This window comes from Stenotrophomonas sp. Ste86 (genome assembly GCF_024519465.1).
Classification (GTDB): domain Bacteria; phylum Pseudomonadota; class Gammaproteobacteria; order Xanthomonadales; family Xanthomonadaceae; genus Stenotrophomonas.
Map to the genome: position 1 here is coordinate 71091 of NZ_JALJRW010000002.1, position 13767 is coordinate 84857.

Below are 13767 nucleotides of genomic sequence, written 5' to 3' on the forward strand. Positions count from 1 at the left end.
TCCATGCGGCAGACGGTAGCCGGTCACGGATCCACGCGATGGTCAGACCACCTGGCCGGCGGCATGGCCGCTGGCCCAGGCCCACTGGAAGTTGTAGCCGCCCAGCCAGCCGGTCACGTCCAGCACTTCCCCCACGAAGTGCAGGCCGGGGACCAACTGCGATTCAAAGGTGCTGGAAGACACCTTGCGGGTGTCCACCCCGCCCAGGGTGACTTCGGCGGTGCGGTAGCCTTCGGTGCCGCTGGCCACCAACGGAAAGCCCTGCAACAGGGAGGTAGACTCGCGCAGCTGCGGTTCGTCGATCTGCTTGACCGGGCGGTCCGGCAGCCAGTGCTCGCACAGGCGCAGCGCCAGCCGCCGCGGCAGCACCTCCGACAGCACCGTGCGCAGCTCGGCCGCGCCGCGCTCGGCCTTCATCCGGCGCAACCAGGCGTCCGCGTCCTGGCCCGGCAGCAGGTCCAGGCGCAGGTCGTCGCCGGGCTCCCAGAACGAGGAGATCTGCAGGATCGCCGGGCCACTGATGCCGCGGTGGGTAATCAGCATCGAGTTGCGGAATTCCACGTTGTTGCAGCGGGCGGTAATCGGCAGCGCCACGCCGCTCAGGTCGTTGAAACGTTCCTGGTGCTTGCCGCTCAAGGTGAGGGGCACCAGCCCGGCGCGGGTGGGCAGCACCTCGTGGCCGAACTGGCGGGCCAGCTCATAGCCGAAGCCGCTCGCGCCCAGGCTGGGGATGGAGAGCCCGCCGGTGGCCACCACCAGCGAGGCCGCATGGAAATGCCCCTGTGCGGTCTGCACGTGGAAGCCGTCGGCGCCGCGTTCGACCTTGGTCACCGCGCAATCGGTGCGCACCTGCACGCCGGCGGCCTGGCATTCGTCCATCAGCATGCGCACGATCTGCTTGGAGGAGATGTCGCAGAACAGCTGGCCCAGTTCCTTCTCGTGGTAGGCGATGCCGTGGCGCTCGACCATCTCGATGAAGTGCCAGGGCGTGTAGCGCGCCAGTGCCGACTTGCAGAAGTGCGGGTTGGCCGAGAGGAAGTTGGCCGGGGTGGTGCCGGTGTTGGTGAAATTGCAGCGGCCACCGCCGGACATCAGGATCTTCTTGCCGACCTTGTTGGCATGGTCGATCACCTGCACGATGCGTCCGCGCTGGCCCGCCGTGAGCGCGCACATCAGCCCGGCCGCACCGGCCCCGATGACCAGCACGTCGCAGCGGATCACACTCACGCCTGCGCTTTCTGCTTGCGCCAGGTGGGGATGACGCTGAGCTGGGCCTTGTCGGATGTCAGCTGCACTTCGCCGTCCTGGATCTGCACGTCCCATTGCATCGTGCGTTCGATCTGCGCGCCCCATTCGGTGACGAACTCACCGGGCAGGTCCATCACGTCCAGCCCGGACAGCTTCTTCAGCGCCGAGGCGTTGCGGTCCCACCAGATATCGGCCGCGCGGCCACCATAGGTGACCAGCTGCACCGCGCGCGCGCGGCCGGCGGCCTTGCGCAGGCGCGATTCGTCCGGCTGTCCCAGCTCGATCCACAGCTCGATGTCGCCGGTGTAATCACGGCGCCACAGGTCCGGCTCGTCGTCCACGCTCAGGCCACGGCCGAATTCCAGGCGGTCGTCGGCGTTCAGCGCGAACGTCAGCAGCCGCACCATCAAGCGGTCATCGGTCTCGGACGGATGCTGGGCCAGGGTCAGCGTATGGCTGGCGTAATAGCCGCGATCCATGTCGCTGATCTGCAGTTCGGCCTTGCGGATGGTGGCGGTGAGGGCCATGGGGATACCGTAAACAAAGAGCGCCATGATAATGGGTGTGCCATGACCCCGTCCGATCCGATTCCCAGCGCCATCGCCGCCAGCCGCCTGCAACTGCCGCCGGGCGAGTGGGCGAGCCTGCTGGACGGGCTGTGCGCGCGCTTCCCGCGCATCGAGCGGGCGCAGTGGGAGAGCCGGTTCGCGCGCGGGCGGGTGCAGGATGCGCAGGGCAGGGCGCTGGCGCCGGACCGGCCGTGGCAGGTGGGGCTGGAGATCCTGTATTTCCGCGAGGTGGCTGACGAGCCGGCGATTCCGTTCCTCGAATCCATTCTCTATCAGGATACGGACCTGCTGGTGGCCGACAAGCCGCATTTCCTGCCGGTCACGCCGGCCGGGGGGCATGTGCGGGAAACCCTGCTGGCGCGCCTGGTCGCGCGCACCGGCAACGCCGACTTGGTGCCGCTGCACCGGCTGGACCGGCTCACCGCCGGGCTGGTGCTGTTCTCGACCCGGCCGGCCACGCGCGACGCCTACCAGCGCCTGTTCCGCGAGCGGCGCATCCACAAGACCTACCAGGCGCTGGCGCCCGCGCTGCCCGCGCTGACGTTCCCGCTGGAGCGGCACAGCCGGCTGGTGCCGGGCGAACCCTTCTTCCGCATGGACGAAGCGCCCGGGGAGCCGAATGCGCGGACGCGGATCGAGGTGCTGCATGCCGACGGCCCGATCTGGCACTACCGGCTGCAGCCCGAAACCGGGCGCAAGCACCAGCTGCGCGTGCACATGGCCGCGTTGGGTGCGCCGATCGTGGGCGACGATCTGTATCCGCAGCTGTGCAGGGTGGGGCCGGAGGAGGTCGAAGCGTCGCTGCAGTTGTTGGCGCAGGGGTTGGCGTTCGTCGATCCATTGAGCGGGGCGCCACGGCAGTTCGCGAGCGAACGCCAGCTCGAGCAGCACCCCGGGTAGTGCCGGCCGCTGGCCGGCTCCCCATGGAACCTGGGCACCCGAGGAGCCGGCCAGCGGCCGGCATTACCGGGGTGATTGGCATTTCCGGGAGCCGGCCAGCGGCCGGCATTACCCGGGGTGATGGGCATTTCCGGGAGCCGGCCAGCGGCCGGCACTACGCGGTGTGATTGGCATTTCCGGGAGCCGGCCGGCGGCCGGCATTACCGGGGTGATGGGCATTTCCGGGAGCCGGCCAGCGGCCGGCACTACACGTTCAGCGGGCTGAACGTTTGGCCAGCCAGCGGTCCAGTTCGGCGGCGAACGCCTGCCGATCGCGCGCGCCCAGCGGAGGCGGCCCGCCGGTCTGGATGCCGGCACCGCGCAGTTCCTCCATGAAATTGCGCATCGACAGCCGCTCGGCCATGTTGTCCGGGGTGTACAGCTGACCGCGCGGGTTCAACGCCACGGCCTGCTTTTCCAGAACCAGGGCCGCCAGCGGGATGTCCTGGGTGACCACCAGATCGCCAGCGGCCAGCCGCTCAACGATCGCACTGTCAGCGACGTCCAGCCCCGGCGGCACCTGCAGGAAGCTGATCAGCGGCGAGGAGGGAACCCGCAGCCAATGGTTGGCCACCAGCACCAGCGGGATCTTCACCCGCTCGGCGGCGCGGAACAGGATCTCCTTGATGACGCCAGGGCAGGCGTCCGCATCGACCCAGATACGGGAAATCGGGGAACTTGAATCGGGCATTTGGCTGATCTTAAGGTAGGAAAATTCTGAATAGGCATGATGATTGGTGTACGATGCGCCAATCCCTTGTCCTGTCAGGCGGGAGGGGGAGGATGGCTGAATAAACCAGCTATCGCTTTTTCGGTAAAACACGAGTATCGTCACCCACACTGTGTTTGCTAGGGTCACCGTGAATCGTGGCCTGGTGCAGTTGATCTCACGATCTGCTCATCGATCCGCTTTACCAACGCCTGCAACTCAGTCTCGGCGCCCACAATGGGAAGCCGCGATTATTTCAACTATTGTTTCAGGAGTTTGTACATGTCTGATCGTCAGAGCGGTACCGTCAAGTGGTTCAACGATGCCAAGGGCTTCGGCTTCATCACCCCGGAAAGCGGCCCGGACCTCTTCGTGCACTTCCGTGCCATCCAGGGCACCGGCTTCAAGTCGCTGCAGGAAGGCCAGAAGGTGACCTTCGTCGCCGTGCAGGGCCAGAAGGGTATGCAGGCTGACCAGGTGCAGGCGGTCTAATCGACCCCCCGCTACCGTCAGGTTGCAATGAAACGCCGGAAGCGAAAGCTTCCGGCGTTTTTTGTTGTGCGCGTTTTGCCCGGCCTGGCCTTCGGGCCGGTTGCCGCCGATGACGGCATGCATCCGTCGCCGCGGTTACGATGACGCTTTGAACCTGCGGACGCGGCAATGATCAAAGTGCACCATCTGGACCACTCGCGCTCGTTGCGCGTGCTGTGGATGCTCGAAGAGCTTGGCCTGCCGTACCAGGTGGTCAACTACCAGCGCGATCCGAAGACCTGGCTGGCCCCGCAGGCACTGCGCGAGATCCATCCGCTGGGCAAGTCGCCGGTGCTGCAGGACGATGCGCTGGTGCTGGCGGAATCGGGGGCGATCCTGGATTACCTCGCAGACCGCTATGACAGTGGCCGCCAGCTCTCGCCCGAGCTGCTGCCGGCACAGGCGGCCGAACGGCTGCGCTACCGCTATTGGATGCACTACGCCGAAGGCTCGGCCATGCCGCCGCTGCTGATGAGCCTGGTGTTCGCGCGGGTGCGCAAGGCGCCGATGCCGTTCTTCGCCCGGCCGATCGCCCGCAGCATCGTGGACAAGGTGATGAAGGGCTTCGTCGGTCCGCAGCTCAAGCTGCACCTGGACTGGATGGAGCGCGAGCTGGGCCACTCGCCGTGGTTTGCCGGCGAACGCTTCACCGCCGCCGACATCCAGATGAGTTTCCCGATCCAGGCCGCTGCTTCGCGTGCCGGCAGCATGGCCAACTACCCGAAGCTGCAGGCCTTCCTGCAGCGCATCGAGCAGCGTCCGGCCTACCAGCGCGCCAGCGAGCGGGGCGGGGCGCTGGACCTCGGCGCAGGCACGGCATGAGCTTGCGGGCGCGCGCTGGCGCCCCCATTTCGAAGCGATGAACACCGACCCGCTGCGTTTCCACAACCGTTTCATCGAGCAACTCCCCGGCGACGAGGAAACCGGCCCGCGCGTGCGCGAGGTGCGCGGTGCGGCGTGGTCGGCCGTGATGCCCACGCCCGTGGCCGATCCGCAACTGCTGGCAGTGTCGACCGGGGTGGCCGACCTGCTCGGAATCGGCGCGGACCTCACCGACAGCGCGGACTTCGCCCGCGTGTTCGGCGGCAACGCGCTGTACGCCGGCATGCAGCCATGGGCCGCCAACTACGGCGGGCACCAGTTCGGTCACTGGGCCGGGCAGCTCGGCGATGGGCGCGCGATTTCGCTGGGCGAACTGGTTGCACCCGACGGCACGCACTGGGAGCTGCAGTTGAAGGGCGCCGGGCGTACCCCGTATTCGCGTGGCGCAGATGGCCGCGCGGTGCTGCGCTCGTCGATCCGCGAGTTCCTGTGCAGCGAAGCGATGCACCACCTGGGCGTTCCCACCACGCGCGCACTGAGCCTGGTCGGCAGCGGCGACAGCGTGGTGCGCGACATGTTCTACGACGGCAACGCCGCACCGGAACCGGGGGCGATCGTGTGCCGCGTGGCGCCATCGTTCATCCGCTTCGGCACGTTCGAGCTGCCGGCCGCGCGGGGCGATGTGGCATTGCTGCGGCAACTGGCCGATGTATGCATCGCCCGCGATTTTCCCGAGCTGGCCGATGCCGGTGACGCGCGCCACGCGCAGTGGTTCGCGCAGATCTGCGAGCGCACCGCGGTGCTGGTGGCGCACTGGATGCGGGTCGGTTTCGTGCACGGTGTGATGAATACCGACAACATGTCCATCCTCGGCCTGACCATCGACTACGGCCCGTACGGCTGGGTGGACGATTACGCCCCGGACTGGACCCCCAACACCACCGACGCGCAGGGCCGCCGCTACCGCTTCGGGACCCAGCCACAGGTGGCGTACTGGAACCTGACCCGGTTGGCGCAGGCGCTGGCGCCGTTGTTCGACCACGTGGCGCCGCTGCATGAGGGGCTCGCACGTTTCCAGGCGGTGCACGCACAGCGCGAGCGCGAGGACATCGCCGCCAAGCTCGGGCTGGCGCAGTGTCGCGATGACGACGTGGCGATGATGGCGGCGTGGCTGCAGATCCTGCAGGACGGCGAAATGGACATGACCCTGGCGTTCCGCGGCCTGATCGCGCTGGACCCGCAGGCGCCGTCGGTGGCCGTGCTGGAAGAGGCGTTCTACAGCGCGGACCGGCGTGCGGCGGTGATGCCGGCGCTGCAGGCGTGGCTGCAGCAGTACGCGGCCCGGGTGCGCAACGATGCGCTGGACACCGCGTCCCGGCACCAGCGGATGGCGGCGGCCAACCCGCTGTATGTGCTGCGCAACTGGCTGGCCCAGGAAGCGATCGAACACGCCGAGCAGGGTGACCTGAGTGGCGTGCATGCGTTGCAGGAGGTGCTGCGGCATCCGTATGACCTGCAGCCCGGACGTGAGCATTACGCCGGCAAGCGCCCGGCGTGGGCGCGCGACAAGGCCGGCTGTTCGATGCTGTCCTGCAGTTCCTGAGGTGTCGGCGCGCGGTAGAGCCACATGAGCGGCCGGGTTACGCTATGCCGCCCATTCCGCCAGACGCCATCATGACCGACGTTTCCGCCAGCCCTGCCTGGGCCAATCGCCTGCGCGACATCGCCGACTTCCCCAAGCCGGGCATCCTGTTCAAGGACATCATGCCGCTGCTGGCCGATGGCGCCGATTTCGCCGCGGCGATCGATGCCATGGTCGAACCGTGGCGCGATGCCGGCCTGGTGGCGGTGATGGGGATCGAGTCGCGCGGCTTCATCCTGGGCGCGGCGATGGCACGCGTGCTGGGCGTGGGCTTCGTGCCGGTACGCAAGCCGGGCAAGCTGCCGGGCCGCACGCTCAAGCAGGAATACACCCTGGAATACCGTACCGACAGCATCGAAGTGCACGCCGATGCGTTGCCGCCCGGCGCGCGCGTGCTGATCGTCGATGACGTGCTGGCCACCGGCGGCACCTTGCTGGCGGCGCTGTCGCTGGCCCAGCAGTTGCAGGTCGAGGTGGTTGGCGCGGCGGTGCTGGTCGAACTGGCCGGCCTGGGCGGCCGCGAGCGCTGGGACGCCAACGTGCCGCTGTTGGCGAACCTGGTGTACTGACGTATCGGCGCGGTGGCCACGCCACCACCCACCGTAGAGCCGACCGTTGGTCGGCTGCCGTCGATCCGGTTCCCCATGAACCTCCAACGGCAAGAGCAGCCGACCAACGGTCGGCTCTACGGCGGCATCGCCGCCGTCTACCCCTTATCTCGCTTACATCCTGCGCACGCGGAAACGACGGCCCTTGATCTTGCCCGCTTCCAGCTGCGCGATCGCCTTGCCGACCTGCTCGCGCGCAATCGCCACGTAGGAACGCGTGGCGTAGATGTCGATCTTGCCGATCGCCTTGGCCGACAGCCCGGCATCGCCGGTCAGCGCGCCGAGGATATCGCCGGGACGCAGCTTGTCGGTCTTGCCGCCGTCGATGCGCAGCGTTTCCATCGCCGCCTGCGGCAGCACCGCTGGGCGCGCGGTGGCCAGCGGGGTCTTCTGCCAGTCCAGCGGCTTGCCTTGGGCGGCTTCCAGGGCATCGGCGCGATTGCGCTCGCGGCCGGTGACCAGGCTGATCGCAAGACCGGACGCGCCGGCGCGACCGGTGCGGCCGACGCGGTGTTCGTAGGTTTCGATGTCGGTGGGCAGCTCGTAGTTGATCACCGCCGCCAGGTCCTGCACATCCAGCCCGCGCGCGGCCACGTCACTGGCCACCAGTACGTTGCAGCTGCGGTTGGCGAAGCGCACCAGCACTTCGTCGCGGTCGCGCTGTTCCATTTCACCGTGCAGCGGCAGCGCCGAGAAGCCGAACTGCTGCAGCGAGTTGGCCACATCGTCGACGTCGCGGCGGGGGTTGCAGAACACCACCGTCGATTCCGGGTTGTACTTGAGCAGCAGCCCGGCCAGTGCCTTCTGCTTGCTGGCCAGGTCGGTCTCGCAGAACAGGTGGCGGATCGCCGGCGCGTTGTCGGCGCCTTCAACGGTCACCTCGACCGGGTCGCGCAGCAGCTCACGCGCGATCTGGCGGATCTCATCGGGGTAGGTAGCCGAGAACAGCAGCGTCTGCCGGTCCTTGCTGGTGCGGCCGGCGATCTCGCGGATCGGCTCTTCAAAGCCCATGTCGAGCATGCGGTCGGCTTCGTCCAGCACCAGCGTGGTCACCCCGCCCAGCTTCAGCGCACGCTTGCGGCCCAGCTCCTGGATGCGCCCGGGCGTGCCCACCACCACGTGCGGGTCGTGCGCTTCCAGCGACGCCAACTGCGGGCCGAGCGGCATGCCGCCGGTCAGCACCACCAGCTTCAAATTGGGGATGCCGGTGGCCAGTTTGCGGATCTGCTTGCCGACCTGGTCGGCCAGTTCGCGGGTCGGGCACAGCACCAGCGCCTGGGCGCGGATCACCGACGGATCCAGTGCCTGCAGCAGGCCCAGTCCGAACGCGGCGGTCTTGCCGCTGCCGGTGGGCGCCTGTGCGATCAGGTCGCGGCGATCGAGGATGGCCGGCAGGCTCTGCGCCTGCACGGGGGTCATGCGGGTATAGCCCAGCGCGTCGATGCCCGCCGCCAGCGAGGCCGACAGGGGCAGTTCGGAGAATTCGTTCATGGTGCATTCTACCTGTTGCGCCGGCTGCGGTGGCTTACCCCGGCAGGTGCCGTACAGCCAGATTGATCGCCAGCCCGCCGCCGATCAGCCAGCCTAACAGCAGCAGGGCCAGCAGCAGCGGCTTGATCCCGGCCTGGCGCAGCGCCGAGACGTGCGTGGTGAGGCCAAGCGCGGCCATCGCCATGGCCAGCAGCACGGTGTCCAGGTCGATGGCCGCAGCGATCATCGCCGAAGGCAGCACATGCAGCGAGTTGATCCCGGCCACCGCCGCGAATCCGAACGCGAACCACGGCACCACGATCGTCGCGCGCGCCGCGCCGGGCTGCATGACACGGCCGCGTGCCAGCAGCAACGACAGCGCGAGCAGGAACGGGGCCAGCATCATCACCCGCACCATCTTGGCGATCACCGCCGTATCGGCGGCGCCCTGGCTCACCGCACGCCCGGCCGCAACCACCTGCGCCACTTCATGAACGGTCGAGCCGGTGAACACGCCGTAGGCCGCTTCGCTCATCGGCACCCAGCCATGGGCAAGGTTGAGCTGATACAACAGCGGGTACAGGAACATCGCCAGCGTGCCGAACACCACCACCGTCGATACCGCCACGGTCACCTGCTCGGCGCGACCGCGCACCACCGGCTCGGCGGCCATCACCGCCGCCGCGCCGCAGATCGCGCTGCCCGCGCCGATCAACAGCGCGCTCTCGCGATCCATCCCGAACCAGCGGGTGCCGGCCCACCAGGCCAGCGCGAAGGTGCTGCCCAGCACCAGCGCATCAACCAGCACGCCGGCCACGCCGACCTGGCCGATGTCCTGGAACGTCAGCCGCAGCCCATACAGCACGATGCCGGCGCGCAGCAGCCACTGCTTGGAAAAGCCGACCCCGCACGCGGCCTGCGCGGCGAGGCGCGGATAGACGCTGTTGCCCAGCGCGATACCGAGCACGATGGCCAGGGTCAACGCGCTGATGCCGTGCGCCTGCAGCCATGGCAGCGTTGCCAGGCCCATTGCGGCCGCCGCCACCCCCGCGGTCAGCAGCAGGCCCGGCACGCGACCGCGCCAGCGCTGGGCCAGGGAGGGCAAGGGCAGGGCGGCGGTTGAGGTGCTCACGGCAAGGCTCCAGTCGGATCGGATGCCCAGCGTGCGCGTCGTTGACAAACCTGTAAAACGCATTGTTCATCTGATTTCAACCGGTTCTATGCGTTAATTTGCGCCATGCACCTCACCTTGCGCCAATGGCAGGTTTTCGTGGCCGTCGCCAACGCGCGTACCACGGCGGCGGCGGGCACGCAGCTGGCGCTGTCGCAGTCGGCCACCAGCGCCGCGCTCAACGAACTGGAAGCCCACCTGCCCGCGCCGCTGTTCGATCGCATCGGCCGGCGCCTGGTGCTCAACGCGCACGGTCGGGCGCTGCTGGACCCGGCGCGGGCGCTGCTGGTCGCTGCCGCCGACCTGGAGACCGTGGCCGGGGTCGGGCAGGACCGCACGCTCGACCAGGTCCCGCTGCAGTTGCGGATCGGCGCCAGCAGCACCATCGGCAACTACCTGCTGCCGACGCGCGTGGCCGCGCTGCTGGCCGACAACCCTCTGGCGCAGGTCGACCTGCGCATCGGCAACAGCGCCGACGTGGTGGCTGCAGTGCAACGGCTGGAGGTCGACCTGGGCCTGATCGAGGGCCCGTGCCATGAAAGCGGCCTGCAGGTGCTGCCGTGGCAGCGCGATGCACTGGTGATCGTCGCTGCGGCCGACGCGCCGCTCGGGCCGATGCCGGACCTGGCCACGCTGGCCAACGCGCGCTGGCTGTTGCGCGAACCCGGGTCGGGCACCCGCGAGGCGGTCGAGCAGGCGCTGCTGCCGCATCTGCACCACTTCGGCCGATCCATGCGGCTGGGCAGCACCGAGGCGATCAAGCAGGCGGCAGCGGCCGGGCTGGGCGTGGCCTGCCTGTCCGGCCACGCCGTGGCCGATCTGGTTGCGCTGGGCACGCTGCGTATCCTGGACACCCCGTTGCCGCCCCTGTCGCGGCAGCTGTGGGTGGTCCGGCACCCGGGCAAGCAGGTGCCGCCGGCATTGGCCACGCTGCTGGGCCTGCCGCCGGACGCTTTCGCGCGCGGTTGAGCGACGCCGCGCACCGCCAGCCCGTACAATGGTCGGATGCCTCTGATTACTCTCCAAAACGTCGACTTCAGCGTCGGCGGCCCCTTGTTGCTGGAAAAAGCCGAACTGTCGATCGAGCCGGGCGAGCGTATTGCCCTGATCGGCCGCAACGGCGCCGGCAAATCGACCCTGCTCAAACTGCTGTCCGGCGATCACAAGCCCGATGACGGCGAAGTCCGCGTGCAGCAGGGGGTGCGCATCACCCGCCTGGAACAGGAGGTGCCGCACGGTGCCGCCGGCAGCGTCTTCGACGTGGTCGCCGATGGCTTGGGCGAGCTGGGCCAGTGGCTGGCCGAGTTCCATCACCTGAGCATGGCCGACGACTTCGACGGCGATGCCTTGTCGGCCGTACAGGCCAAGATCGACGCCGCCAACGGCTGGGGCCTGGATCAGCGCGTCAGCGAGACCCTGACCAAGCTCGACCTGGACGGCGATGCCGAATTCGCGCGCCTGTCCGGCGGCATGAAGCGCCGCGTGCTGCTGGGCCGCGCGCTGGTGTCCTCGCCGGATCTGCTGCTGCTGGACGAACCCACCAACCACCTGGACATCGAAGCCATCGACTGGCTCGAAATGTTCCTCAAGAACTGGAACGGCAGCGTGGTGTTCGTCACCCATGACCGTCGCTTCCTGCGCGCGCTGGCCACCCGCATCGTCGAGATCGACCGCGGCCAGGTCACCAGCTGGCCCGGCGACTGGGCCAACTACGAACGCCGCCGCGAAGAGCGCATGAACGCGCAGGCGCAGGAAAACGCGCGCTTCGACAAAATGCTGGCGCAGGAAGAAATCTGGATCCGCCAGGGCATCAAGGCCCGGCGTACCCGCGACGAAGGCCGTGTGCGGCGCCTCAAGGCGATGCGCAACGACCGTTCGCAGCGCCGCGAACTTGGCGGAAACGTGCGCATGGAAGCGGCGCAGGCGGAGAACTCCGGCAAGAAGGTCATCGACGTCAAGGACATCTCCTTCGCCTTTGGCGAGCGGGTGATGGTCAAGGATTTCAGCACCGTTATCCTGCGCGGCGACCGCATCGGCCTGATCGGCCCCAACGGCAGCGGCAAGACCACGCTGCTCAAGCTGCTGCTGGGCGACCTGCAGCCACAGGGCGGCGAAGTACGTGCCGGCACCAACCTGCAGATCGCCTACTTCGACCAGTACCGTGCGGTGCTGCGCGAAGACTGGACGGCGATCGAGAACGTGGCCGAAGGCCGCGATTTCATCGAGTTCAACGGCAAGCGCAAGCATGTGCACGCCTACCTGCAGGACTTCCTGTTCTCGCCCGAGCGTGCGCGCGCGCCGATCACCCGCCTGTCCGGTGGCGAGCGCAACCGCCTGCTGCTGGCCAAGCTGTTCGCGCAGCCGTCCAACCTGCTGGTGATGGATGAACCGACCAACGACCTGGACGTGGAAACCCTCGAGCTGCTCGAAGAGCTGCTGAGCGACTACACCGGGACCCTGCTGCTGGTCAGCCACGACCGTGACTTCCTCGACAACGTGGTGACCTCCACCATGGTCATGGAAGGCGACGGCGTGGTCGGCGAATACGTCGGCGGTTACACCGACTGGCAGCGCCACGCGGCACGCGTGGCGGCCGCCGCCGCGTCGGCACCGGTGGCGGCGGCCAGGCCCGTTGCGGCTGCAGCGGCTGCTGCCGCCCCGGCCGAGCCCAAGCGCAAGCTCAGCTACAAGGACGCGCGCGAGCTGGAACAGTTGCCGCTGAAGATCGAAACGCTGGAGAAGGACGTCGAAGGCCTCACCGCCGCGATGAACGACCCGGCGTTTTACCAGCGCAGCGCCGCCGACATGGCCGCGCACACCCAGCAGTTGGGCAAGGTGCAGGCGGAACTGGATGCCGCCTACGCACGCTGGGAAGAGCTGGACGCCTGATCCGGCGATCGACGTAGAGCCGACCGTTGGTCGGCTTGACGATGCGGGACGTGTGGAACCGACCGCAGGTCGCCCGCACGCGAAGAACCGAACGTTGGTCGGCCGCACACGTAGAGCCGACCGTTGGTCGGCCGCACACGTAGAGCCGACCGTTGGTCGGCTGGCGTCAGAGGTTCATGACGCCGGAACGAAGGGCAGCCGACCAACGGTCGGCTCTACCATTCAGAGGTTCATGACGCCGGAACGAAGGGCAGCCGACCAACGGTCGGCTCCACCGCGGTCACTTCACCCCGTGCAGGTCCCGCAGCTGGCTCGGCCGCGAACCAAAATAGGCGGCCAGGTCGGCAATATCCTGATCGCTCAGGTCGGTCGCCTGCGGGGTCATCAACGCATGCTGGCGGTCGCCGGCGCGATAGGCCTGCAACGCATGCGCCAGATAGTCACCGTACTGCCCACCCAGTTTCGGGTAGGTCGGGTCGATCGGCTTGTTGCCGTCGACGCCGTGGCAGTCGATGCAGCTCTGGCCGGTGGCCTTGCCCTTGACCTGGGCACGAGCTTCACCAGCAGCCAGGCGTCCGGCCGGTAAGCCGGCGGAGGAGCCGGACCCATGCTCGCCACTGGCGTGGCCCGGGTCGGCGGCGGAATCTGCGCTGTTTTCCACCTGTGACTGCGAACACGCAGTCATCAGCAGGGCAACGGACAGGGCGATGGCGTGACGCTTGAAGGGCGTGGCTTTCGACATGAGCGCGCTTATTTGACGGTGGACAGGTAAACAGCGAGATCGGCGATCTCCTGTTCGCTGAAACTCATGGACTGCGCCTGCATCGTGGGATGCCGGCGCTTGCCCTGGCGGTACTCGCTCAGCGCCTGGCTGAGGTACTGCTGGGTCTGCCCGCCAATCTTGGGCACCCGATAACTGGGGTAGGCGTTCTTGTAGCCGGTGATGCCGTGGCACCCCTGGCAGGTGTAAGCCAGCACGCGGCCATTGTCGACATTCCCGGTGAGGGCGACAGGGGCGGGCGCGGCGGGGGCTGAAGCAGGAGCGGGTGCGGCAGGTGCTGCGGGTACTGCTGGAGCAGTGGCGGCCTGTGCGGCGGCCCCGAGGGGCAGGAGGACGGCCAGAAGACAAGCGGCGAGCGGCTGCGGGCGCATGATGTCCTTTCCGGTGT

At 68.1% G+C, this 13767-nt stretch carries 14 protein-coding genes; 7 read left to right on the forward strand and 7 right to left on the reverse strand.

The features are described 5' to 3' along the window. Positions 1-42: 42 nt before the first annotated feature. Entirely contained in the window at positions 43-1227 is a 1185-nt protein-coding gene (locus NR101_RS02630; RefSeq protein WP_256773991.1) for an NAD(P)/FAD-dependent oxidoreductase, read from the reverse strand. Then, positions 1224-1775 carry a YaeQ family protein gene (locus NR101_RS02635; protein ID WP_256773990.1) on the reverse strand — a complete coding sequence of 184 codons (552 nt, stop codon included), beginning with the start codon at positions 1773-1775 and terminating at the stop codon, positions 1224-1226. The genes NR101_RS02630 and NR101_RS02635 overlap by 4 nt, the downstream gene beginning before the upstream one ends. A 42-nt stretch (positions 1776-1817) precedes the next feature. Here NR101_RS02635 and NR101_RS02640 point away from each other — a divergent pair, with 42 nt between their 5' ends. Then, positions 1818-2717, forward strand: a complete 900-nt coding sequence (locus tag NR101_RS02640) for a pseudouridine synthase (RefSeq protein WP_256773989.1) — start codon at positions 1818-1820, stop codon at positions 2715-2717. A gap of 253 nt (positions 2718-2970) precedes the next feature. Here NR101_RS02640 and NR101_RS02645 read toward each other — a convergent pair whose 3' ends face one another. Then, a complete protein-coding gene (locus tag NR101_RS02645) occupies positions 2971-3447 on the reverse strand; it encodes a YaiI/YqxD family protein (protein WP_256773988.1) in 477 nt (158 codons plus the stop codon). Positions 3448-3747: 300 nt separating this feature from the next. On the opposite strand from NR101_RS02645, the gene NR101_RS02650 reads away from it, so the two are divergent. The 4 genes from NR101_RS02650 (at position 3748) to NR101_RS02665 (ending at position 7029) form a co-directional block, all read left to right on the forward strand. Then, on the forward strand, positions 3748-3957 hold the full coding sequence (locus NR101_RS02650) for a cold-shock protein (protein ID WP_006451993.1): 210 nt from the start codon (positions 3748-3750) through the stop codon (positions 3955-3957). A 168-nt stretch (positions 3958-4125) separates the two neighbouring features. Then, positions 4126-4818 (forward strand): glutathione S-transferase, encoded by a 693-nt coding sequence (locus NR101_RS02655; RefSeq protein WP_256773987.1) that lies wholly within the window; start codon positions 4126-4128, stop codon positions 4816-4818. 37 nt (positions 4819-4855) lie between these two features. Then, a complete protein-coding gene (locus NR101_RS02660) occupies positions 4856-6421 on the forward strand; it encodes a protein adenylyltransferase SelO (protein ID WP_256773986.1) in 1566 nt (521 codons plus the stop codon). Between the two features lie 71 nt (positions 6422-6492). Then, positions 6493-7029, forward strand: a complete 537-nt coding sequence (locus tag NR101_RS02665; protein WP_256773985.1) for an adenine phosphoribosyltransferase — start codon at positions 6493-6495, stop codon at positions 7027-7029. A 153-nt stretch (positions 7030-7182) separates the two neighbouring features. Here the strand turns inward: NR101_RS02665 and dbpA are convergent, their stop codons facing one another. Beyond that, a complete protein-coding gene (dbpA, locus tag NR101_RS02670; protein WP_256777698.1) occupies positions 7183-8559 on the reverse strand; it encodes an ATP-dependent RNA helicase DbpA in 1377 nt (458 codons plus the stop codon). Positions 8560-8593: 34 nt separating this feature from the next. Beyond that, positions 8594-9670, reverse strand: a complete 1077-nt coding sequence (locus tag NR101_RS02675; RefSeq protein WP_256773983.1) for a YeiH family protein — start codon at positions 9668-9670, stop codon at positions 8594-8596. A 105-nt stretch (positions 9671-9775) separates the two neighbouring features. Between NR101_RS02675 and NR101_RS02680 the strand changes: the two genes are divergently transcribed. Together NR101_RS02680 and NR101_RS02685 are read left to right on the forward strand one after the other, a co-directional pair. Then, positions 9776-10678, forward strand: a complete 903-nt coding sequence (locus tag NR101_RS02680) for a LysR family transcriptional regulator (protein ID WP_256773982.1) — start codon at positions 9776-9778, stop codon at positions 10676-10678. Positions 10679-10714: 36 nt separating this feature from the next. Beyond that, a complete protein-coding gene (locus NR101_RS02685; protein WP_256773981.1) occupies positions 10715-12598 on the forward strand; it encodes an ATP-binding cassette domain-containing protein in 1884 nt (627 codons plus the stop codon). A gap of 280 nt (positions 12599-12878) precedes the next feature. On the opposite strand, the gene NR101_RS02690 is transcribed toward NR101_RS02685, so the two are convergent. Continuing rightward, positions 12879-13340 carry a cytochrome c gene (locus NR101_RS02690; protein WP_256773980.1) on the reverse strand — a complete coding sequence of 154 codons (462 nt, stop codon included), beginning with the start codon at positions 13338-13340 and terminating at the stop codon, positions 12879-12881. An 8-nt stretch (positions 13341-13348) separates the two neighbouring features. Further along, positions 13349-13750: a c-type cytochrome gene (locus NR101_RS02695; protein WP_256773979.1), complete on the reverse strand. Its 402-nt coding sequence runs from the start codon at positions 13748-13750 to the stop codon at positions 13349-13351. Between the last annotated feature and the right edge of the window lie 17 nt (positions 13751-13767).